Genomic DNA, 19,373 nt, shown 5'->3' on the forward strand with positions numbered 1-19,373 from the left:
CCGACCGGTCGTCAAAAAAATTGCCGGCACGAAGCGGCGCAATCCCATGCGGTTGCCCGACACCGCTTTCCGTCTGTTTCAATACTGTGACACCTCCGTAACACAGCGGTCACAGACCCCTGTCAGTGGCGCCCTCGACTCGCCGGGAGCCAAGAGGACCCGGCGAACTTCTCGCACTCCTCGGGGGATTTCATGCACCAGCTTCGTACCGTCCGTTCGCGCATCCTGATCGGCACCTGCCTTTCGCTGGCAGCCGCGCTTCCGACCGCCGCCCATGCCGGCGACCTGACCGGTACGGTCACCGACGCCACCGACACGCGCGCGCTGCAAGGCGCGCAGCTCCGCATCGTCGAACTCAATCGCGTTGCGGAAGCCGATCGCGACGGCAGCTTCCGCTTCAGCAACCTCCCGGCCGGCACCTATACGATCGAAGCACGTTATGTCGGCGCGGAATCGCGCACGATGACCGTCGAAATCCCCCAGTCGGGCAACGCGACGGTAAAGATCGTCCTCGGGACGGACGGCTCGATCCTCGTGCTCGGGCAGTCGGCCAACCAGGCGAGCGCGCTGTCGCGCCAGAAGGCGGCGGACGGCGTCGAAAGCGTCCTGACGCGCGACGCGGTCGGCCAGTTTCCCGACCAGAATGTCGCCGAATCGCTGCGCCGTCTTCCCGGCGTCAATATCCTCAACGATCAGGGCGAGGGCCGCTTCGTCTCGGTCCGCGGCCTCGATCCCGAACTTAACGCGACCTCGGTGAACGGCGTGCGCCTGCCCGCCCCCGAAAGCGACGTCCGATCGGTCGCGCTCGACGTGATCTCGAGCGACAGCATCGAATCGATCGAGGTCAAGAAGTCGCTGACCCCCGACATGGACGCCGACACGATCGGCGCCTCGATCGAGATCAACACCACCAGCGCCTTCGAGCGCCGCAAGAATCTGCTGACCGCGAAGATCGAAGGCAGCTACAATGATTATTCCGGAAAGCTGACCCCGAAAGGCAGCATCGATTTCGCACAGCGCCTGTCGGACGATGTCGGCATTTCAGGGGGCATCTCATACTATCAGCGCAAGTTCGAGACCGACAATATCGAGGCCGACGGCTGGGATGCGAACGACGACGGCCAGATCACGACCGAAGAGGTCAATTATCGCGATTATGACGTCGAACGGAAGCGCCTGTCGGCGAACCTGAACCTCGACTTCCGCGTCGGATCGTCGACCAAGCTCTACGCGCGCGGCATCTACAGCCAGTTCGACGATCAGGAATATCGTCGCGAGACGAGCTTCAAGCTTGAGGATGCGGGCGACGTCACGGGCACCGGCGCCAATCTCGTCTATAGCGACACGCATCCCGATCCCGATGAAGAGGGAGAAATCTCGGTCCAGCGCTCGCTCAAGGACCGTTTCGAGCGTCAGCGCATCCGCAGCATCGTGCTGGGCGGCGAAACCGCCAGCGATGGCTGGCTGGCCAAATATTCGGCCAGCTATGCCAAGTCGACCGAGCGTGAGAACGGTTCGATCGACCCCGCCAATTTCGAACGGAAGTTCGAGAATGAAGGCCTGGAACTCGGCCTCGACTTCGCCGATCCGCGCAAACCGCTCTATACCGTCGGCGGCGACGCCGACGCCGTCGCCGACTTCTCCGACCCGGACGAGTATGAACTCGACAGCGTGCAAGTCACGGGACTGTCGGATTCGCGCGACGAGGAATGGAGCGCCAAACTCGACCTTGGCCGCGAATTTGCGATGAGCAATGGCACGTTCACGGTTCAGGCCGGCGCGAAAGGTCGCTGGCGCGACAAGAGCTATAACCTCGAAACCCAATATTGGGAAATGGACGGGCTGACGATGGCCGATCTGGTCGGCGACCAGACCTATCGCATCACCGACATCTCGCCGGTTCTCGACAAGCGCGGCGTGCGTCAGTTCTTCAACGCCAATCGCGATGCTTTCGAGCTGAACGAATTCGACTCGCTGTTCGATTCGAACGTCGAGGATTATTCGGTGAGCGAGGACGTCATCGCCGGCTACCTGCTCGGCCGCTGGGACAGCGACACGCTCCGCGTCATCGGCGGCGTCCGTTACGAGCACACGAAGAACGACATTCTCGCGAACACCGTGACGGTCGTCACCGAAGGCGGCGAATTGTCGAATGGCGAGACCGCCGAAGACGACACGGTCGACAGCATCGTGCCCAACCGGTTCAAGCGCAGCTATGGCGACGTCCTGCCGAGCCTGACGATCCGCTGGGAACCGCAGCAGAACCTCGTGCTGCGCGCGGCGGGATACAAGAGCCTGGTGCGCCCCAAGCTGTCGAAGCTCGCGCCGAGATTCACCATCGAGCAGAATGAGGACGGCGAACGCGAGGGCGAATTCGGCAATCCCGAGCTCAAACCCTACGAAGCCTGGAACTTCGACGCCGGGGTCGAATATTATCTGCCTAACAACGGCGCGCTGTCGGCAGGCGTCTTTTACAAGGACGTGAAGAATTTCATCGTCGACACCAATATCGAAGACCCGGGCGAGTATATGGGCATCGCCTTCGACGAGGCGACGAAGCCGATCAACGGCGACAGCGCCAAGGTCTGGGGCGTCGAGCTCAGCTACACGCAGGCGCTGCGCTTCCTGCCGTCGCCGCTCGACGGGTTGCTGGTGAACGCCAACTATACCTACACCGATGCGACCGGCTATGTGCCGATCGACGGCGACGTCACCGACCTGCGCAAGATCACGCTGCCCGCCGCCGCCAAGCACACGTTCAATGCCGCGCTGGGGTATGAAAAAGGGCCGGTGTCGCTTCGCCTTGCCGGCACCTATCGCTCGAAATATCTCGACGAGCTGGGCGACGATGCACCCGAGGACCGGATCGTCGACAATCATTTCCAGCTCGACCTCTCGGCCAAGGTCGACGTGACCAAGCAGGTGCAGGTCTTCTATGAATGGGTGAACATCAACAACGCGAAATATTACGCCTACAACAATGTCGGCGCCCGCCAGAATCTGCTGCAGTTCGAGCAGTACAAGTGGACGATGAAGTTCGGCGCCCGGGTGAAGTTCTGATGCGGCACACGATCGCCCTGCTGCCGCTGGCGGCGGGGCTGGCGCTCTGCGGCGGGTTCGCGCCCGCTGCCGCAGAACCCGCGAGTTTCCCCATCGTGACGCGGACGGAGGATGGCGCGCCCATCCCCCGCTCCGCGGGCCTTCCCTATGCGCCCGGCAATCTTCCCGACCGCATCGTTCTTTCGCCCGGGGCCGACCCGGCGCGCGAGATGGCGGTCGCCTATCGTACCGACACCGCGCAGGCCGAGTCCCAGGCCCAGCTCGCGGTGTCGGTCGATGGGCCCACGCTCGAGGAAAAGGCCGTGCTGATCACCGGCAAGGCGATGCCGGTGGACAGCAGCTATGGCCCCGCCCTCTATCATCAGGTCCGCTTTACCGGGCTGACGCCCGACAGTGTTTACGCCTATCGCGTCAGGGGCGCGGCGGGCTGGAGCGAATGGCTGCAGTTCCGCACCGCCGCCGCCGAGGCGAAGCCTTTCCGCTTCCTCTATCTCGGCGACATCCAGAACGGCATCCTGACCTATGCCAGCCGTGTGATCCGGCAGGCGTTCCATGCCAATGGCGACATCCGCCTCGTCGTTCACGCCGGCGATCTCGTCGGCCAGCGCGACGACCTCGACCATGACGACGAATGGGGCGAGTGGAACCAGGCGGGCGGCTACAATTACGCGATCGTCCCGCAGGTGCCCGCGACGGGCAATCACGAATATGTCGATGTGTCCGAGGCCGACGGGAGCGAAAGCCGCCGGCTCGGCCCCTATTGGCCCGCGCAGTTCGCGCTGCCCGCGAACGGCGCCGAGCCGGTCAAGGCGACGACCTATTACACCGACTATCAGGGTGTACGCTTCATCGTCCTCGACGGCACCGCCGCGATCGACCTCGGCTCGATGAAGGCGCAGACCGACTGGCTGGATGCCACGCTCGCCTCGTCGAAGGCGAACTGGAATGTCGTGCTGTTCCACCAGCCGGTTTTCACCTGCGCGCGCCCGGACGATACCAAGGAAATCAAGGCGGCGTGGAAGCCGGTATTCGAGAAGCGCAGGGTCGACCTGGTGCTGCAGGGGCACGATCATTGCTATAGCCGTTTGACCTCGGAAGCCGGGCGCGAGGCGAGCGCCAAGGCGCGCGCCGACGGCAGCGTCCAGGGGCCCGTCTATCTCGTTTCGGTGACGGGGTCGAAGATGTACCGGCTCAACGATCGCGCGGGCAGCCAGCCCGACAGGGTCGCCGAGGCGACCGAGCTGTACCAGATCGTCGACGTCGAACCGAAGCGCCTCCGCTTCCGCACCTATACGGCGTCGGGCAAGCTCTACGACGGCTTCGACCTCGACCGCACGGCAAGCGGCAACAGGCTGAGCGAAATCGACGAGCCGATGCTTGCCGCGCGAATGTGCGCGGGCGAAACCGGCCCCGACGGCGGCCGCTGCGTCGCGTCGGGCAAATAAGAGTATAAGGGGTTGATGTGATGAACCGGATTTCGAAATTGCTCACCGTTTCCGCGCTTGCCGGGGCCCTCGCGGGCTGCGCCGCGAGCGAACCCGTATTCACCGGCCTGCCCCCGGTTCAGGTCACCGCGAGCGGCGAAACCGACCCGGTCGGCACCGGCAAGGCCGATGCCGCCGACGATCCGGCGATCTGGATCGATCCCGCCAACCCGAACCGCGCGCTGATCGTCGCGACCGACAAGAAGGCGGGCCTCCACGTCTATGACCTTTCGGGCAAGGACATCGCCTTCACACAGGCCGGCCTCGTCAACAATGTCGACGTCGCGGGCAACATCATCGTCGCGAGCGACCGCAACGACGGGGTGAACGCACATCTCGCGGTCTTCCGCCTCGACGCCGACAAGCCCGCGATCGCTTCGCTCGGCCGCGCGGCCGCGGGGACGGGCGAAGCCTATGGCCTCTGCCTGAAGAAAAGCGCGCCCGGCCAGCCGATCACCGCCGCGCTGATCGTCAAGGACGGCACCGTGCGCGTGGGTACACTGACGGTCGATGGCGCGCCGGGCTTCACGACGCAGTGGGAATACAAGATCCCGACCCAATCCGAAGGCTGCGTCTTCGACGGCGACACGCTGTATGTCGGCGAGGAAGACGCCGGTATCTGGCAGCTCGTGCCGAACGGCCAGACCGCCACCGCGCGCCTCGTCGCGCCGGTCGACAACCAGCGCCTCGTCGCCGATGTCGAAGGCCTTGCGACGATCGACCACAAGGGCCAGCGCTACCTGCTCGCGTCGAGCCAGGGCGACAATGCCTATGCCGTCTTCCGTCTGCCCGGCGTCGACTATATCGGCCGCTTCGCCGTCGCCGCAGGCACATATGGCGCGACGAGCGAGACCGACGGGATCGAGGCGGTCGCGGGCAATTTCGGATCCGCATACCCCGACGGCATCTTCCTCGCGCAGGATGGCGACAACGCCCCCAAGGCGCAGAATTTCAAGCTGGTGCGCTGGGACCAGATCGCGGCGGCGCTCGGGCTCTAAAAAGGGGGCGAAGGGTTGCGATAAGGGCCACGCGCGCCTAGGGGGGCCGCGTCATCCCATCGCCAGCCGAGGCCCTCTCCAATGACCGACCTGATTCCCGTCCGCCGCGCCCTTCTGTCCGTCAGCGACAAGGCGGGGCTCGCCGATCTGGCCGCCGCGCTCGTCCGCCACGGCGTCGAACTCGTCTCGACCGGCGGCACCGCGAAGGCATTGCGCGAAGCGGGTCACACCGTCCTCGACGTCTCCGACCTCACCGGCTTTCCCGAGATGATGGACGGCCGCGTCAAGACGCTGCACCCCACAGTGCATGGCGGCATCCTCGCGGTGCGCGACGACGCCGCGCACGTCGCGTCGATGGAGGAACATGGCATCGGCGCGATCGATCTGGTGGTCGTCAACCTCTACCCCTTCCTCCAGACGGTGATGAGCGGCGCCGATCGCGATACGATCATCGAGAATATCGATATCGGCGGCCCCGCGATGGTGCGCTCGTCGGCGAAGAATCACGCCTTCGTCGGCATCGTGACCGAGCCCGAGGATTATGCCGCGGTGATCGAAGAGATGGACGCCAATGGCGGTGCGACCACGCTGACCCTGCGCAAGCGCCTCGCCGCGACCGCCTTCGCGCATACCGCGACCTATGACAGCATGATCGCGCAATGGTTCGCCTTCGCCGATCAGGGCAAATTCTTCCCCGACACGCTGCCGCTGACCGCGAAGCTCGCGAACGAACTGCGCTACGGCGAGAATCCGCACCAGAAGGCGGCGCTCTACCTCCCCGCCGGCCCCGCAGCGCGCGGCATCGCGCAGGCAAGCCAAGTGCAGGGCAAGGAACTCAGCTACAACAATATCAACGACGCCGACGCCGCGCTGGAACTCGTCGCCGAATTCCGCGAGGCCGACCCCACCTGCGTCATCGTCAAGCACGCGAACCCGTGCGGCGTCGCCACAGCCGCGACGATCGCCGAGGCCTATGACGCGGCGCTGAAATGCGACGATGTGTCGGCGTTCGGCGGCATCATCGCGGTCAACCGGCCGCTCGACGGCGCGACCGCCGAGCTGATCAGCGGCATTTTCACCGAAGTCGTATGCGCGCCCGACGCCGATGCCGATGCGCGCGCGGTGTTCGCGAAGAAGAAGAATCTGCGCCTCCTGCTCACCGGCGAGTTGCCCGATCCCGCACGCGGCGGGCTGATGCTCAAGACGATCGCGGGCGGCTGGCTCGTGCAGAGCCGCGACAATGGCCGCATCGGCGTTTCGGACCTGAAGGTCGTCACCGACCGCGCGCCGACCGGGGAAGAGCTGACCGATGCGCTGTTCGCCTGGACCGTCGCCAAGCATGTGAAGTCGAACGCGATCGTCTATGCCAAGGGCGGCTCGACCGCGGGCATCGGCGCGGGGCAGATGAACCGCCGCGACAGCGCGCGCATCGCCGCGGTGAAGGCGCGCGAAGCCGCCGAATCGCATGGCTGGGCCGAAGCGCGCACCGTCGGCAGCGCGGTCGCAAGCGACGCCTTCTTTCCCTTCGCCGACGGCCTGCTCGCGGCGGTCGAGGCGGGCGCGACCTGCGTGATCCAGCCCGGCGGCTCGATCCGCGACGACGAGGTGATCGCGGCGGCGAACGAAGCGGGCCTCGCGATGGTCTTCACCGGAATGCGGCATTTCCGCCACTGATCGGCTCGACTTCGGTCGAACCGGACGGCATAGAGTCGCGACGCACTTCGCGCACCGAAGGACCAGCATGACCGCCACACCGCGCAACAAGTCCATGATCCAGAAGCTCTACAACTGGACCATGGAGAAATCCGCGCATCCGCACGCCGAGTTCTGGCTGGCGCTGGTGTCTTTCGTCGAAGCGAGCTTCTTCCCGATCCCGCCGCACCCGCTGCTCGGCCTGATGTGCCTCGCCAATCCGAAGAAAGCGGTGCGCTATGCGATCATCTGCACGCTCGCGTCGGTCGCCGGAGGGATGCTCGGCTACGGGATCGGCTTCTTCCTTTACGAGAGCGTGGGGCTGTGGCTGCTCGGGGTGCTCGGGCTGACCGACGCTTTCCCGCCGGCCGCCTGCTACCTCCGCGAATTCGGCGCCGAGATCATCCTGATCAAGGGCGCGACGCCGATCCCTTTCAAGCTGCTGACGATCACCGCCGGCTTCATCCACATGAATTTCTGGACCTTCCTGTGGGCGAGCCTCGCCAGCCGGGCCTTTTCCTTCATGCTCGTGGGAATCCTGTTCCGGCTCTTCGGAGCGCCGATCAAGGCGTTCATCGACAAATATCTGATCTGGGTCACCGGCGCGTTCCTCGTCGCCGTGGTCGCGGGTTTCCTCGCGATCGGCGCGCTGTCGGGCGACGGCAAGACCAGGGAAGCCGACAAGTGCAGCGGCGCGACGCTGGAAAGCATCGGACTGGATCGGAAGTAGGTCGACGAGGGGGCCGGACAACGCCCCTTGTTTCTCGTCACCCCGGACTTGATCCGGGGTCCACGACTTCAAGCGCTACGATGGATCCCGGATCAAGTCCGGGATGACGATAGAAGGGGCCGCCGCTTTCCGGCGAGAAGGTCTACTCGTTCGCGGCCTGATGCAGCCAATCCGCGTGGCGCGGCGCCTTCTTCGTCCGGCTCCATTCCTCGAGCATCAGCGGCGCGACGCGTTTCAGTTCGGCATATTGCTCATCGGTGCCGATGTCGCACGCGAGTTCGACGCGGTGGCCGTTGGGGTCGAAGAAATAGATCGACTTGAAGATGCCGTGGTGCGTCGGCCCGAGCACGTCGACGCCGTTCGCGGTCAGATGCTCCTTCGCGGCGACCAGTTCGTCATGGCTGCCGACCCTGAACGCCAGATGCTGGACCCACTTGGGCGTATTCTCGTCGCGGCCCATGTCGGGCTGGTTGGGCAGCTCGAAGAAAGCGAGGATATTGCCGTTCCCCGCGTCGAGGAAGACGTGCATGTAAGGGTCGTACTCGCCGGTCGAGGGCACATGATCCTCGGCAAAAGCGGTCGTGTAGGTCATGCCGAGCATGCGCTCGTACCATTCGACCGTTTCCTTCGCATCGCGGCAGCGATAGGCGGCGTGGTGGACGCCGCCCAATTTGATCGGGCTCGTCATTCGGCGGGTTCCTCGACGTTCAGGGCTCCGCGGCGAATCTGGTCCATTTCCATCGATTTGAACAGCGCGGTGAAATTGCCTTCGCCGAAGCCCTCATCCTTCTTGCGCTGGATGAATTCGAAAAAGACCGGGCCGATCACGGTCTGGCCGAAAATCTGGAGCAGCAGGCGCGGGTCGCCTTCGGTGGTCGAACCATCGAGCAGGATGCCGCGCGACTGGAGGCCCTCGACCGATTCGCCATGGCCCGGAAGCCGCTCTTCGAGCATCTCGTAATAGGTCGCCGGCGGCGACGGCGCGAAAGGATTGCCAAGCGCCTTCAATTTGTCCCACGCGGTGTAGAGATCGTCGCAGCTGAAGGCGATATGCTGGATGCCTTCGCCATTATAGGCGCGCAGATATTCCTCGATCTGCCCCTTGCCGCCCGCGCCCTCCTCGTTGAGCGGGATGCGGATCTTGCCGTCGGGGGCGGTCATCGCCTTCGACGTCAGGCCGGTATATTCGCCCTTGATGTCGAAATAGCGGATCTCGCGGAAGCCCGCGATACGCTCGTAGAAAGCCGCCCAGTGCGCCATCCGGCCGCCGTAGACATTGTGCGTCAGGTGATCGATGAGCTGCATCCCCGCGCCGACCGGATGGCGATCGACGCCCGCTTCATAGACGAAATCGATGTCGTAGATGCTGAGGTCGTCGCCGTAGCGGTCGATCAGATAGATGATCGAGCCGCCGATGCCGCGGATGGCGGGGAGACGGAGTTCCATCGGCCCCGGCGTCACCTCGACCGGTTCGGCGCCGCGTTCGACCGCTTCGCTGTAGGCTTTCGCCGCGTCGCGCACGCGCCAGCCCATGCCGCACGCCGACGGGCCGTGCTCGGCGGCGAAATAGGCGGCGGGTGATCTGGGTTCGTAGTTCGCGATCAGATTGATCCCGCCCTGGCGCCACAGCTGGACATCCTTCGAGCGATGCCGCGCGATCAGCGTAAAGCCCATGGCTTCGAAAACGGGTTCGAGAATGCCCTTTTCGGGCGCCGAGAATTCGACGAATTCGAAACCGTCGAGACCCAGCGGATTGTCGAACAGATCGGCCATGGTGCATTCCCTATATAGTTTCAATTGAAACTAGTATGATGGATCGCGGGGCGCGAGTCAATGCGCGAACACTCCCGTCATCCCGGGCTTGATCCGGGGTGACGAGGAAAATTAAGCGGCCGCTTCCTCGATCGCCTCGAGCGCTTCCATCCACGCAGCCTCGACACCTTCCAGCTCGGCCGCCAGCTTGCCGCGACGCTGCGACAATTCACCCATGGTCAGCTTGGCGAGTGCGGGCTCGGCGCTCGCGGGGTCGAACATCGCGCGATCGATCGCGCTGACCTGCTGCGCGAGCTTCGCGGCGCGCGCCTCATGATCCTTCGCCGACTTGCGCAGCACCGCCTGCGCTTCGCGCGCCTTCGCAGCCTCCTGCCGCGCGAGCTTGGCGTCCCTGGGCTTTGTCGGGGCGCCCTTCGTATCGTCATTCGCGGCCTTGCCGAGAATGAAGGCGACATAATCGTCCATGCTGCCGTCGAAATCGCGCGCGGTGCCATTGTCGACAAGGACGAGGCGGTCGGCGGTGAGTTCGAGCATGTGGCGGTCGTGGCTGACGATCAGCACCGCGCCGTCGAAGCCGTTCAGGGCCTGTACCAGCGCCTCGCGCGCGTCGACGTCGAGGTGGTTGGTCGGTTCGTCGAGGATGAGGAGGTGCGGCGCGTCGCGCGTGATCAGCGCGAGCGCGAGGCGCGCGCGTTCGCCGCCCGACAGCTTGCCGACCTCGGTCGTCGCCTTGTTGCCGGTGAAGCCGAAGCGCCCGAGTTGCGCGCGCACCGCGCCCGGCGTCTTGCCCGCCATCACGCGCGTCATGTGGCCGAGCGGCGTGTCGCTGCCGTCGAGTTCCTCGACCTGATATTGGGTGAAATAGCCGACGCGCATCTTGCCCGACGCCGCCATCGCGCCGTCCATCGGCGCGAGCTGCGCCGCGAGCAGGCGCGCGAGCGTCGTCTTGCCGTTGCCGTTGCGACCGAGCAGCGCGATGCGGTCGTCGGGATCGATGCGCAGGTTGAGCCGGGTCAGGATCGGCTCGCCCGGCGCATAGCCGACGCTCGCGAGGTCGAGCGTGATCAGCGGCGGTTTCAGCTCGTCGGGGCTCGGAAAGTCGAAGACGAGGCTCGGGTCTTCCGACACCGCGGCGATCGGCTGCATGCGCGCGAGCTGCTTCGCGCGCGACTGCGCCTGTTTCGCGGTCGAGGCGCGCGCGCTGTTGCGCGCGACATAATCCTGCAGCTTCGCGCGCTGCGCGTCCTGCGCCGCCTTCGCCGCCGCAAGCTGCGCGATGCGTTCGGCGCGCTGGCGCTCGAAATCATTATAGCCGCCGGGGTAGAGCGTGACCTTGCCGCCTTCGAGATGGAGGATGTGATCGACGACATTGTTGAGGAGGTCGCGTTCGTGGCTGATCACGACGAGCTGGCCCGGATAGGCGCGCAGGAAGCTTTCGAGCCACATCGTCGCTTCGAGGTCGAGATGGTTCGACGGTTCGTCGAGCAGCAGCAGGTCGGGATTCGAGAAGAGCAGCGCCGCGAGCGCGACGCGCATCTTCCACCCGCCCGAAAAGCTGTCGAGCGGACGCCCCTGCATCTCCTCGTCGAAGCCCAATCCGATCAGGATACGCGCGGCGCGCGCGGGCGCGGCATAGGCATCGATCGCGATCAGCCGCTCGTGAATGTCGCCGAGCTTGTGCGGATCCTGCTCGACCTCCGACGCCGCGAGCAGTTCGGCGCGTTCGGTGTCGGCGGCGAGCACCGTTTCGAACGGCGTTGCGGTTCCGCTCGGCGCTTCCTGCGCGATATAGCCGACGCGCGTCTTGCGCGGCATTTCGATACCGCCCTCGTCGGCCTCGAGCTGGCCGATCATCACCTTCATCAGCGTCGACTTGCCCGCGCCGTTGCGGCCGATCAGCCCGGTGCGGCTTCTGCCCGGCAGACTCGCGGTCGCGCGGTCGAGGATGGTGCGCCCGCCGAGGCGCACGGTGAGGCTATTGATCGTCAGCATGGGCGCGCGCCTAGCATGTTCGGCGCCGTCGCCCAAGTCCCGGGCTGGCATAAGCGGCGAGGGTGCGGCAAAAGCGGGACATGACCGGACTCGCCCCCTTCCACATCGCCTTTCCCGTCGACGACCTCGATGCCGCGCGCCATTTCTACGGCACGGTCCTCGGCTGCGCAGAAGGTCGGAGCAGTGCCGACTGGGTCGACTTCAATCTCTACGGCCACCAGATCGTCGCGCACCGCACCGATACGCCGCGCGCGTCCGCGGCGCATAATCCGGTCGACGGGCATGACGTGCCCGTGCCGCATTTCGGCGTCGTGCTGCCGCCCGCCGAATGGCAGGCGCTCGCCGACCGGCTGAAGGCGGCGGGGACGCGCTTCGTGATCGAACCGCACACGCGCTTTCCCGGTCAGCCGGGCGAGCAGTCGACGATGTTCTTCCTCGATCCCGCGGGCAATGCGCTCGAGTTCAAGGCCTTTGCCGATCCGGGCCAACTCTTCGCCCGATAGGGCCTAGTGCCCGCCGCCCATCGAAATCTGCTTCGGCCGCGGCGCGAACCACACCGAGATCGCGGCAATCACGAAGACGACGCCCGATGCGAGAAACAGGTGAAGCACGCCGAGCGTCGAGGCCTGCACCTCGACCAGCCGCTCGATCGCGGCGCGCGCCTGCTCGAGCGTCAGCCCGGCGTTTTGCAGCGAGGTCATCGTGCCCTCGGGATTGTTGAGCGCCGACACCAGTTCGGAACGCGAGGTCCGGCTCGCGTCGTCCCACGCGGTCGTCGCGATCGCGGTGCCGATCGCACCGCAGAGCGTGCGCAGGAAGCTCATCAACCCGGCCGCCGACGTCTGGTGCTGCGCGGGTACCGAACTCAGCGCGAGCGCGGTGAGCCCGACGAAGAAGAAGGGCATGCCGATCCCCTGCAGGATGTGCGGCAACGCGAGCGTCCAGTAACCGACGTCGGCGTTCCAGCTCGCGCGCAGGATCGACATGAATGCCATCCAGAGAATGCCGGCGCAGATGGTGATCCGCACGTCGATCTTCGTGATCAGTCCCGCGGCGACGGGTGACAGGAGCACCGCGAACACGCCGAGCCAGGCGACGATGAAGCCCGTCTCGGTCGCGGTATAACCCGCCACCTGCTGCAACCAGAGCGGCGTCAGCACGACCTGTGCGAAAAAGGCGCCGAAGCCCAGCGAGATCGCCATCGTCGCGAAGCTGAAGCCGCGGAAGCGGAAGATACGCAGGTTCACCACCGGATTGGCGTCGGTCAGCTCCCAGATGACGAAGGCGGCGAAGCTGATCGCGGCGACGATCGCGAGGCCGACGATCCACGTCGATCCGAACCAGTCATGCTCGCGCCCGGTGTCGAGCATGATCTGGAACGCCCCGACCGACACGACGAGCAGGATCAGGCCGATGACGTCGATCCGCGCCTTGGCGCGCTTCGTCTCGAAGGGCGTCAGCAGCGTGAAAACGCCGAAGGCGCAGATTGCGACGACGGGCAGGTTGATGAAGAATATCCACGGCCAGGTCCAGTTGTCGCTGATCGTGCCGCCGAGGATCGGGCCGAGGATCGGCGCGGTGGTCGTCGTCATCGCCCAGATGGCGAGGCCCACCCCGGCCTTTTCCTTGGGGAAGATGCGCAGCAGCAATATCTGCGACAGCGGCATCAGCGGGCCGCCCGCGAGCCCCTGCAGCACGCGGAAGAGCACGAGGGCGTCGAGCGTGCGCGAAATGCCGCAGAGGAAGGAGAAGATGCCGAAGCCGATGATCGAGATCATGAACCAGCGCACGGTGCCGAAGCGCATCGCGAGCCAGCCCGTGAGCGGCACGCTGATCGCGTCGGCGACCGCATAGCTGGTAATCACCCACGTTCCCTGCGTCGGCGACACGGCAAGCCCGCCCGCGATGTGCGGCACCGACACGTTCGCGATCGTCGTGTCGAGGACGACGACGAAGTTGGCGAGCGCAAGCGCAAAGGCGGCGACGATCAGCCGCGCGCCGGTCAGCGGTTGCGGCTCTGCCGGGATGGCGGATGCAGGGGCGGCGGCGCTGGCCATCGATCAGTTTCCGCGCGTGTCGATCGTGGCTTCCATCGAGAGCCCGACGCGCAGCGGATGCGACTTCAGCTCCTTCGGGTCGAGCGCGATACGCACCGGCAGACGCTGGACGACCTTCACCCAGTTGCCCGTCGCATTCTGCGCCGGGATCAGCGAGAAGGCCGCGCCGGTGCCGCCGGCGATGCCGACGACCTTGCCGCGATAGACGACGTCGCCGCCATAATAGTCCGAGGTCAGCTCGACCGGCTGGCCGATGCGGATATCGCCGAACTGGCTTTCCTTGAAATTGGCGTCGACATAGGCGGTCGCGATCGGAACGATCACCATGATCGGCGCGCCCGCCGCGATCCGCTGGCCGACCTGCACCTGCCGGTTGGTGACGATGCCGTCGACGGGCGCGCGCAGCACCGTGCGCGCGAGGTCGAGCCGCGCCTTTTCGAGCCGCGCCTCGGCCGCCGCCACGTCGGGAGCGGTGTTGATCGTCGTGCCGCGCACCACGGCTTCGGCGGCGCCCAGGTCGCCGCTCGCCGAGCCGCGCGTCGCTTCGGCCGAAGCAATGCCCGCCGCCGCGAGATCGCGCGCAGCCGAAGCCGACGCGAGCGCCGCGCGGGCGGCGGTCAATTCCTCGCCCGACACCGCGCCGGTGCCGGCGATGCTCTGACGCCGCGCCAGCTCGGCACGCGCACGCTCGACCGTTGCATCGGCGTCGCGCAGCCGGGCCCGCGCCTGCGCGATGTCGGCGCCACGCGCCGCGACGCGCGCGCGGGCAGCGTCGGCGTTGGCGTCGGCCTGTCCGTAACGCTGGCGCGCGAGCCGCAGTGCGGCTTCGGCGTCGGCGACCGCGATCCGCTGGTCGGCGTCATCGAGGATGACGAGGACGTCGCCCTTCTTCACCGCCTGCGTGCCGCTGACGCGCACTTCCTTCACGGGGCCCGCGATCAGCGCCGTGACCTGCGCCGAGTCGGCACCGACATAGGCGTTGTCGGTGTGAACGCGCCCGGCCTGCGTCAGAAAATACCAGAGGCCCCAGAGGACAGCGATGGTCACCACCACGATGGCGAGGATCCGCAGCAGTCTGGCGCGCTTGGCGCCGTTGGTTTCGGGGGCAATTTCGGGAGCGTCGGGTGCGGCTGCAGCCGTTTCGTCGGCCATCATTCGTCTCCTGTTGGATTGGCGGCCTGATATCCGCCGCCAAGTGCGCGGATCAGGGCGATATCGAGGGTGAGCCGGCGCGCCTCGAGTTCGGCAACGGTGCGGCTCAATGCGACCATGCTGTCCTCGGCGGTGAGCTGGATGATCTGGTTCGAAAGGCCGGCGCGGTAACGCAGCTCCGCGAGTTTCGACGCCTCGGCGGCAGCGCTCAGCGCTTCGCGGCGCCCGGCGAGCTGGCGTTCCGCCGCCGCGCGGCTCGCGACGATATCGGCGACGTCGCGCAGCGCGCCGACCAGCGTGCGATCATAGGTCGCAACCGCCACGTCATAGTCGGCGCGGGCTCCGCGATAGCGGCCCTGCAGCCGCCCGCCCTCGAAGACCGGCAGGCTGATCGCGGCGCCGCCATTGCCATATTCGGACCCCGAGCTGAACAGGTTCGACAGACCGAGCGACTGGAGTCCGACGAGCGCCGACAGGCTGATGTTCGGATAGAAATCGGCACGCGCGACATCGATGCGCTTCGCGGCCGCCTCGGACCGCAAGCGCGCCGCTACGATGTCGGGACGGCGGCCGATCAGGTCGATCCCGGCATTCGCCGGCAGGCCCAGCGACGGCCGTACCAGTTGCGGCCGTGCGATCGACCGCCCGCGATCGGGGCCGGCGCCGAGCAGGGCCGCGATCCGGTTGCGCGTCGTCGCGATCGCTTCCTCGAGCGCGACGACGTCCGCCCTTGCCGACGCGGCGCGGCTCTCGGCCTGCCGCTGGCTCGCCTGATTTTCGATCCCCGCACGCGCGCGGTCACCCGACAGGTTCGCGCTCGCGGTGCGAACGCGCACCGCCTCGTTCGCGGTATCGAGTTCCCGATAATAGCCGTCGAGGTCGGCATAGGCGGCGGCGATCCCCGTCGCCAGCATCAGCCGCGCCTGCGCCTCGTCGACGCGGGCCGCCTCGGCCTCGGACGTCGCCGCGGCGAGCGCCGCGCGATTCCGGCCCCACAGGTCGAGATCGAAGCTGAAGGTCGCGGCGATATGCCCCGTGTCCTGGATGCCGTCGGGCACGAATTCGGGCGGAATGCCCATATTCTTGCTTTGCTGGACCCCGCCGGCACTGCCTTCGGCGCCGACGCGCGGCAGCAGCGCGGCGCCCGCCTGCTGTGCCATCGCCTCGGCGGCGCGGACGCGCGCGGCGGCGATCGCGACATCGGGCGAGTCTTCGAGCCCCTCGGATATCAGCGCATCGAGCTGTGCATCGCCGAAACCCCGCCACCAGCCTTCGGCCGGCCACGCGCCGTCGGCGCTGGCGAGGCTCGCGGCCGACTCGAACGTCCCGGCGGTCGCCGGAGCGGGTTTCGGCCCAAGGTCGGGCACGGTCGCGCAGCCGGCCAACAGGCCGAAAACCGCGGTTGCAAGAAATAATGATCGGGCATGGCTTCCAACGATACTAGCTGGTATCATGCGCCAATGAACTTCGGAGGCTGCGTTGTCAATCGAAATGATACCAGATAGTACGGCTGCATCGGACGACGCCGCCGCGATGCGGCGCAAGGCGTTCGTCGATGCCGCGCGCGAATTGTTTTTCGCGAACGGCTATGCGGGCACGACGATGTCGTCGATCGCCGCCAAGGTCGGCGGCTCGAAGACGACGCTCTGGACCTATTTTCCTTCGAAGGAGGAATTGTTCGAAGCGGTGGTCGACGATATCGTCGAACAATATGGCCAGATGCTGGCGATCGACTTGCCGCTCGACGAGCCGGTGCCCGATGTGCTGCGCCGTTTCGGCAATCTGCTGATGACCAAGCTGACCGCGACGCCGATCCTGTCGCTCTTTCGCCTCGTCGTCGGCGAGGCCGAGCGCTTCCCGCATCTCGCCGAAACCTTCTATGAACGCGGCCCGCGCCGCGGGAAGGCGCGCGCGGCCGGATGGGTGGGGGAAAAGATGGTGCGAGGCGAGCTCAGGATGGGCGATCCGATGCGCGCGGTGCAGCAATTCACCGGCCTCTGCCAGTCGGGCGTCTATCAGTTCGCGATGCTCAATCTTCCCGAAAGCCGCGATCTTGCCCGGCTCCGGGACGATGTCGAGGCCGCGCTCGACACCTTCTATCGCGCCTGGCGACCGGAAAGCTGAACAGCCACCGCGCTTGCCCCGTCCGCCGACCTGTGCAATAGGCGCCGCCCCCAAGCGGGGATCCCCGGCACAGGAGCATCTCATGGACAAGGCGGCTGCGAGCGCGCTCGGCCTCGATTTCGGCACGACGAACAGCGTCGTCGCCCTCGCCGACGGCCAGGGCGGCACCGGGCTCGTCGCATTTGGCGACTCCGGCGACGCGGTGTTCCGTTCGGCGCTCTGCTTCTGGGAGGAGGAGCGCGGCTGGAACGGTATCGCGCATGAGGCGGGACCGTGGGCGATCGACGAATATCTCCAGTCTCCGCTCGACAGCCGCTTCATCCAGTCGTTCAAGAGCGTCGCGGCGAGCCCGCTGTTCGAGCGCGCGATGATCTGGGGCAAGCCGTTCCGTTTCGAGGATCTGGGCCGCCTTTTCCTTCAGCGCCTCGTGGCGCATGCCGGCGGCGCACTCGACGAGCGCCCCCGCCGCATCATCGTCGGACGCCCGGTCGAATATGCCGGCGCGCGGCCCGATCCCGAACTCGCGCGGCAGCGTTACGACGCGATGCTCGCGGCGTTCGGCACCGAAATTTATTATGTCCACGAACCGCTCGGCGCCGCGCACAGCTATGCCTCGCGCCTGACCGAGCCCGCGACGATTCTCGTCGCCGATTTCGGCGGCGGCACCACCGATTTCTCTATCGTTCGCGTGGCGGAGCCGGGGAGCCCGCGCCGCTGCGTGCCGCTCGCCTCGTCGGGGATCGGGATCGCGGGCGACCGCTTCGACTATCGCATCGTCGACCGGCTCGTGCTGCCGCTGCTCGGCAAGGGCAGCAACTATCGCTCGTTCGACAAGATCCTCGAGATTCCCGGCGGTTACTTTTCCGATTTCGGCGACTGGTCGCGGCTCGCGATGATGCGCAACCGGCGGACACTCGATGATATCCGCCGCCTGCAACGCGACGCCGAGCGCCCCGAGCTGATCGGCCGCATGATCGCGCTGATCGAGCATGAGCAGGGTTTTCCGCTCTACGATGCCGTCGGCAGGCTCAAGCGCGCGCTGTCGGGCAGCGATCATGCCGAATTCCGTTTCGCCGGCGGCGGGATCGAGATCGGGGCCGATGTCCGGCGTGCCGATTTCGAGCAATGGATCGCCGATGATCTCCGTCGCATCGAGGTGGCGATGGAGCAGGCACTGGCGCGTGCGGGCACCGCGCCCGAGGCGATCGACCGCGTCTTCCTGACCGGCGGTTCGTCGCTGATCCCCGCGATCCGCATGCTGTTCGAGCGGCGTTTCGGCGAGGATCGCATCGCGTCGGGCGGCGAACTGACATCGATCGCGCACGGTCTCGCGCTGATCGGCGAGGAATCGGATCCCGCCGAATGGGCGGCCTGACCGCGGCGCGTCCGGCGTGTTATGCAGAGCCCATGATCGATCGCGCGCATATGTTGACGCGGAAAAGCCCGGATGCGCGGCAGGCGATCCGGCTTTCGATTTTCCCGGCATGCGGGGGCGGGCCGAATTGGCGACGATGGATGTTCCACAAGCACATCTCGAAAACGGCGTCGTTGACGGGCCGCGTCAGCAATCGGTCGAGCAGTTTTTCGCGCTCGTCGGATGGATCTTGCATCCCTGCGTCCTGCCCGCGAAGCCGATGAGGCGCAACAGGATGGCAATCGACCGGAGAGGAGAACCGCGAGGGAGCGCCGCGGACGCAAAAAAGCCCGCCGTCCGAACGGACTGGCGGGCTTTTTGTTGGTTGCGGGAGTAGGATTTGAACCTACGACCTTCAGGTTATGAGCCTGACGAGCTACCGGGCTGCTCCATCCCGCGTCAACCAGCTTGCGGCGCCTTGCGGACCGCCAAAACAGCAAAAGGCCGGCATCGCTGCCGGCCTCTGACTTTGCGAATGGGTTTCTTTCGACCTTACGCCGGCCACAATGCCTGGCGACGTCCTACTCTTCCAGGGCTTGAGCCATAGTACCATCGGCGCTGTCAGGTTTCACGGCCGAGTTCGAGATGGGATCGGGTGGGTCACTGACGCCATGGTCACCAAGCAATGAAGCCGGCGTAGGTCAAAAGGGTTTCAATCGATGTCCGTGCAATACTGTCTGATCAATCATCCGTCATTCGCGGACAAGCTGTGGCCATTGGCCGGTCAGGCTTGTCGTTGATGGCGGGACTCTTAAGTGCGAATAGAGCAATTAGTATCGGTTAGCTCCACGCATTACTGCGCTTCTACATCCGATCTATCAACGTGGTGGTCTTCCACGGCTCTAAGAAATCTTATCTTGAGGGAGGCTTCCCGCTTAGATGCTTTCAGCGGTTATC

General features: G+C 66.0%; 14 protein-coding genes, 1 tRNA gene and 2 rRNA genes. 8 read left to right on the forward strand and 9 right to left on the reverse strand.

Going from position 1 to position 19,373, the window contains the following annotated elements; translation table 11 throughout:
• Nucleotides 1–192 precede the first annotated feature (192 nt).
• The 5 genes from JHC57_RS04815 (at nt 193) to JHC57_RS04835 (ending at nt 7,964) form a co-directional block, all read left to right on the forward strand.
• Nucleotides 193–3,060 (forward strand): TonB-dependent receptor, encoded by a 2,868-nt coding sequence (locus JHC57_RS04815; RefSeq protein ID WP_294028871.1) that lies wholly within the window; start codon nt 193–195, stop codon nt 3,058–3,060.
• Entirely contained in the window at nt 3,060–4,505 is a 1,446-nt protein-coding gene (locus JHC57_RS04820; RefSeq protein WP_294028872.1) for a metallophosphoesterase family protein, read from the forward strand. Before JHC57_RS04815 ends, JHC57_RS04820 begins: the two co-directional genes overlap by 1 nt.
• A gap of 20 nt (nt 4,506–4,525) precedes the next feature.
• A complete protein-coding gene (locus tag JHC57_RS04825; RefSeq protein ID WP_294028873.1) occupies nt 4,526–5,542 on the forward strand; it encodes a phytase in 1,017 nt (338 codons plus the stop codon).
• 81 nt (nt 5,543–5,623) lie between these two features.
• Complete coding sequence (gene purH, locus JHC57_RS04830) at nt 5,624–7,216, forward strand: bifunctional phosphoribosylaminoimidazolecarboxamide formyltransferase/IMP cyclohydrolase (RefSeq protein WP_294028874.1); 1,593 nt, start codon at nt 5,624–5,626, stop codon at nt 7,214–7,216.
• 94 nt (nt 7,217–7,310) lie between these two features.
• Nucleotides 7,311–7,964, forward strand: coding sequence for a YqaA family protein (locus tag JHC57_RS04835; RefSeq protein ID WP_294028887.1), 654 nt, complete (start codon nt 7,311–7,313; stop codon nt 7,962–7,964).
• Between the two features lie 142 nt (nt 7,965–8,106).
• Here the strand turns inward: JHC57_RS04835 and JHC57_RS04840 are convergent, their stop codons facing one another.
• From JHC57_RS04840 to JHC57_RS04850, 3 genes are all read right to left on the reverse strand, one after another.
• Nucleotides 8,107–8,652 (reverse strand): VOC family protein, encoded by a 546-nt coding sequence (locus tag JHC57_RS04840; protein ID WP_294028875.1) that lies wholly within the window; start codon nt 8,650–8,652, stop codon nt 8,107–8,109.
• Nucleotides 8,649–9,737 carry a 4-hydroxyphenylpyruvate dioxygenase gene (gene hppD, locus JHC57_RS04845; RefSeq protein WP_294028876.1) on the reverse strand — a complete coding sequence of 363 codons (1,089 nt, stop codon included), beginning with the start codon at nt 9,735–9,737 and terminating at the stop codon, nt 8,649–8,651. Before hppD ends, JHC57_RS04840 begins: the two co-directional genes overlap by 4 nt.
• Nucleotides 9,738–9,848: 111 nt before the next feature.
• Entirely contained in the window at nt 9,849–11,729 is a 1,881-nt protein-coding gene (locus JHC57_RS04850) for an ABC-F family ATP-binding cassette domain-containing protein (protein ID WP_294028877.1), read from the reverse strand.
• An 80-nt stretch (nt 11,730–11,809) separates the two neighbouring features.
• Between JHC57_RS04850 and JHC57_RS04855 the strand changes: the two genes are divergently transcribed.
• Nucleotides 11,810–12,232 carry a VOC family protein gene (locus JHC57_RS04855; protein WP_294028878.1) on the forward strand — a complete coding sequence of 141 codons (423 nt, stop codon included), beginning with the start codon at nt 11,810–11,812 and terminating at the stop codon, nt 12,230–12,232.
• A gap of 3 nt (nt 12,233–12,235) precedes the next feature.
• Here JHC57_RS04855 and JHC57_RS04860 read toward each other — a convergent pair whose 3' ends face one another.
• The 3 genes from JHC57_RS04860 to JHC57_RS04870 are packed head-to-tail and all read right to left on the reverse strand — an operon-like array spanning nt 12,236 to nt 16,392.
• Nucleotides 12,236–13,786 carry a DHA2 family efflux MFS transporter permease subunit gene (locus tag JHC57_RS04860; RefSeq protein WP_294028879.1) on the reverse strand — a complete coding sequence of 517 codons (1,551 nt, stop codon included), beginning with the start codon at nt 13,784–13,786 and terminating at the stop codon, nt 12,236–12,238.
• A gap of 3 nt (nt 13,787–13,789) precedes the next feature.
• Nucleotides 13,790–14,941 carry an HlyD family efflux transporter periplasmic adaptor subunit gene (locus JHC57_RS04865; protein ID WP_294028880.1) on the reverse strand — a complete coding sequence of 384 codons (1,152 nt, stop codon included), beginning with the start codon at nt 14,939–14,941 and terminating at the stop codon, nt 13,790–13,792.
• Entirely contained in the window at nt 14,938–16,392 is a 1,455-nt protein-coding gene (locus JHC57_RS04870) for an efflux transporter outer membrane subunit (protein ID WP_294028881.1), read from the reverse strand. Before JHC57_RS04870 ends, JHC57_RS04865 begins: the two co-directional genes overlap by 4 nt.
• Nucleotides 16,393–16,417: 25 nt before the next feature.
• Between JHC57_RS04870 and JHC57_RS04875 the strand changes: the two genes are divergently transcribed.
• Both JHC57_RS04875 and JHC57_RS04880 read left to right on the forward strand, forming a co-directional pair.
• The gene (locus JHC57_RS04875; RefSeq protein WP_294028882.1) at nt 16,418–17,062 is read left to right on the forward strand and encodes a TetR/AcrR family transcriptional regulator; all 645 of its coding nucleotides are present in this window, start codon (nt 16,418–16,420) and stop codon (nt 17,060–17,062) included.
• An 82-nt stretch (nt 17,063–17,144) separates the two neighbouring features.
• Nucleotides 17,145–18,437, forward strand: a complete 1,293-nt coding sequence (locus JHC57_RS04880; protein WP_294028883.1) for an Hsp70 family protein — start codon at nt 17,145–17,147, stop codon at nt 18,435–18,437.
• Nucleotides 18,438–18,798: 361 nt separating this feature from the next.
• On the opposite strand, the gene JHC57_RS04885 is transcribed toward JHC57_RS04880, so the two are convergent.
• From JHC57_RS04885 to JHC57_RS04895, 3 genes are all read right to left on the reverse strand, one after another.
• Nucleotides 18,799–18,875 (reverse strand) — tRNA-Met (locus JHC57_RS04885).
• 109 nt (nt 18,876–18,984) lie between these two features.
• Nucleotides 18,985–19,099, reverse strand: a 5S ribosomal RNA gene (gene rrf / locus JHC57_RS04890).
• Nucleotides 19,100–19,227: 128 nt separating this feature from the next.
• Nucleotides 19,228–19,373 (reverse strand): 23S ribosomal RNA (locus JHC57_RS04895); the annotation flags it as partial.

The organism is Sphingopyxis sp. (assembly GCF_016463645.1).
GTDB lineage: Bacteria > Pseudomonadota > Alphaproteobacteria > Sphingomonadales > Sphingomonadaceae > Sphingopyxis.

Coding starts and splice junctions, on each gene's coding strand:
- JHC57_RS04815 (WP_294028871.1), top strand. CDS start 193: ATGCACCAGCTTCGTACCGTCCGTTCGCGCATCCTGATCGGCACCTGC.
- JHC57_RS04820 (WP_294028872.1), top strand. CDS start 3,060: ATGCGGCACACGATCGCCCTGCTGCCGCTGGCGGCGGGGCTGGCGCTC.
- JHC57_RS04825 (WP_294028873.1), top strand. CDS start 4,526: ATGAACCGGATTTCGAAATTGCTCACCGTTTCCGCGCTTGCCGGGGCC.
- purH (WP_294028874.1), top strand. CDS start 5,624: ATGACCGACCTGATTCCCGTCCGCCGCGCCCTTCTGTCCGTCAGCGAC.
- JHC57_RS04835 (WP_294028887.1), top strand. CDS start 7,311: ATGATCCAGAAGCTCTACAACTGGACCATGGAGAAATCCGCGCATCCG.
- JHC57_RS04840 (WP_294028875.1), bottom strand. CDS start 8,652: ATGACGAGCCCGATCAAATTGGGCGGCGTCCACCACGCCGCCTATCGC.
- hppD (WP_294028876.1), bottom strand. CDS start 9,737: ATGGCCGATCTGTTCGACAATCCGCTGGGTCTCGACGGTTTCGAATTC.
- JHC57_RS04850 (WP_294028877.1), bottom strand. CDS start 11,729: ATGCTGACGATCAATAGCCTCACCGTGCGCCTCGGCGGGCGCACCATC.
- JHC57_RS04855 (WP_294028878.1), top strand. CDS start 11,810: ATGACCGGACTCGCCCCCTTCCACATCGCCTTTCCCGTCGACGACCTC.
- JHC57_RS04860 (WP_294028879.1), bottom strand. CDS start 13,786: ATGGCCAGCGCCGCCGCCCCTGCATCCGCCATCCCGGCAGAGCCGCAA.
- JHC57_RS04865 (WP_294028880.1), bottom strand. CDS start 14,941: ATGATGGCCGACGAAACGGCTGCAGCCGCACCCGACGCTCCCGAAATT.
- JHC57_RS04870 (WP_294028881.1), bottom strand. CDS start 16,392: ATGATACCAGCTAGTATCGTTGGAAGCCATGCCCGATCATTATTTCTT.
- JHC57_RS04880 (WP_294028883.1), top strand. CDS start 17,145: ATGGACAAGGCGGCTGCGAGCGCGCTCGGCCTCGATTTCGGCACGACG.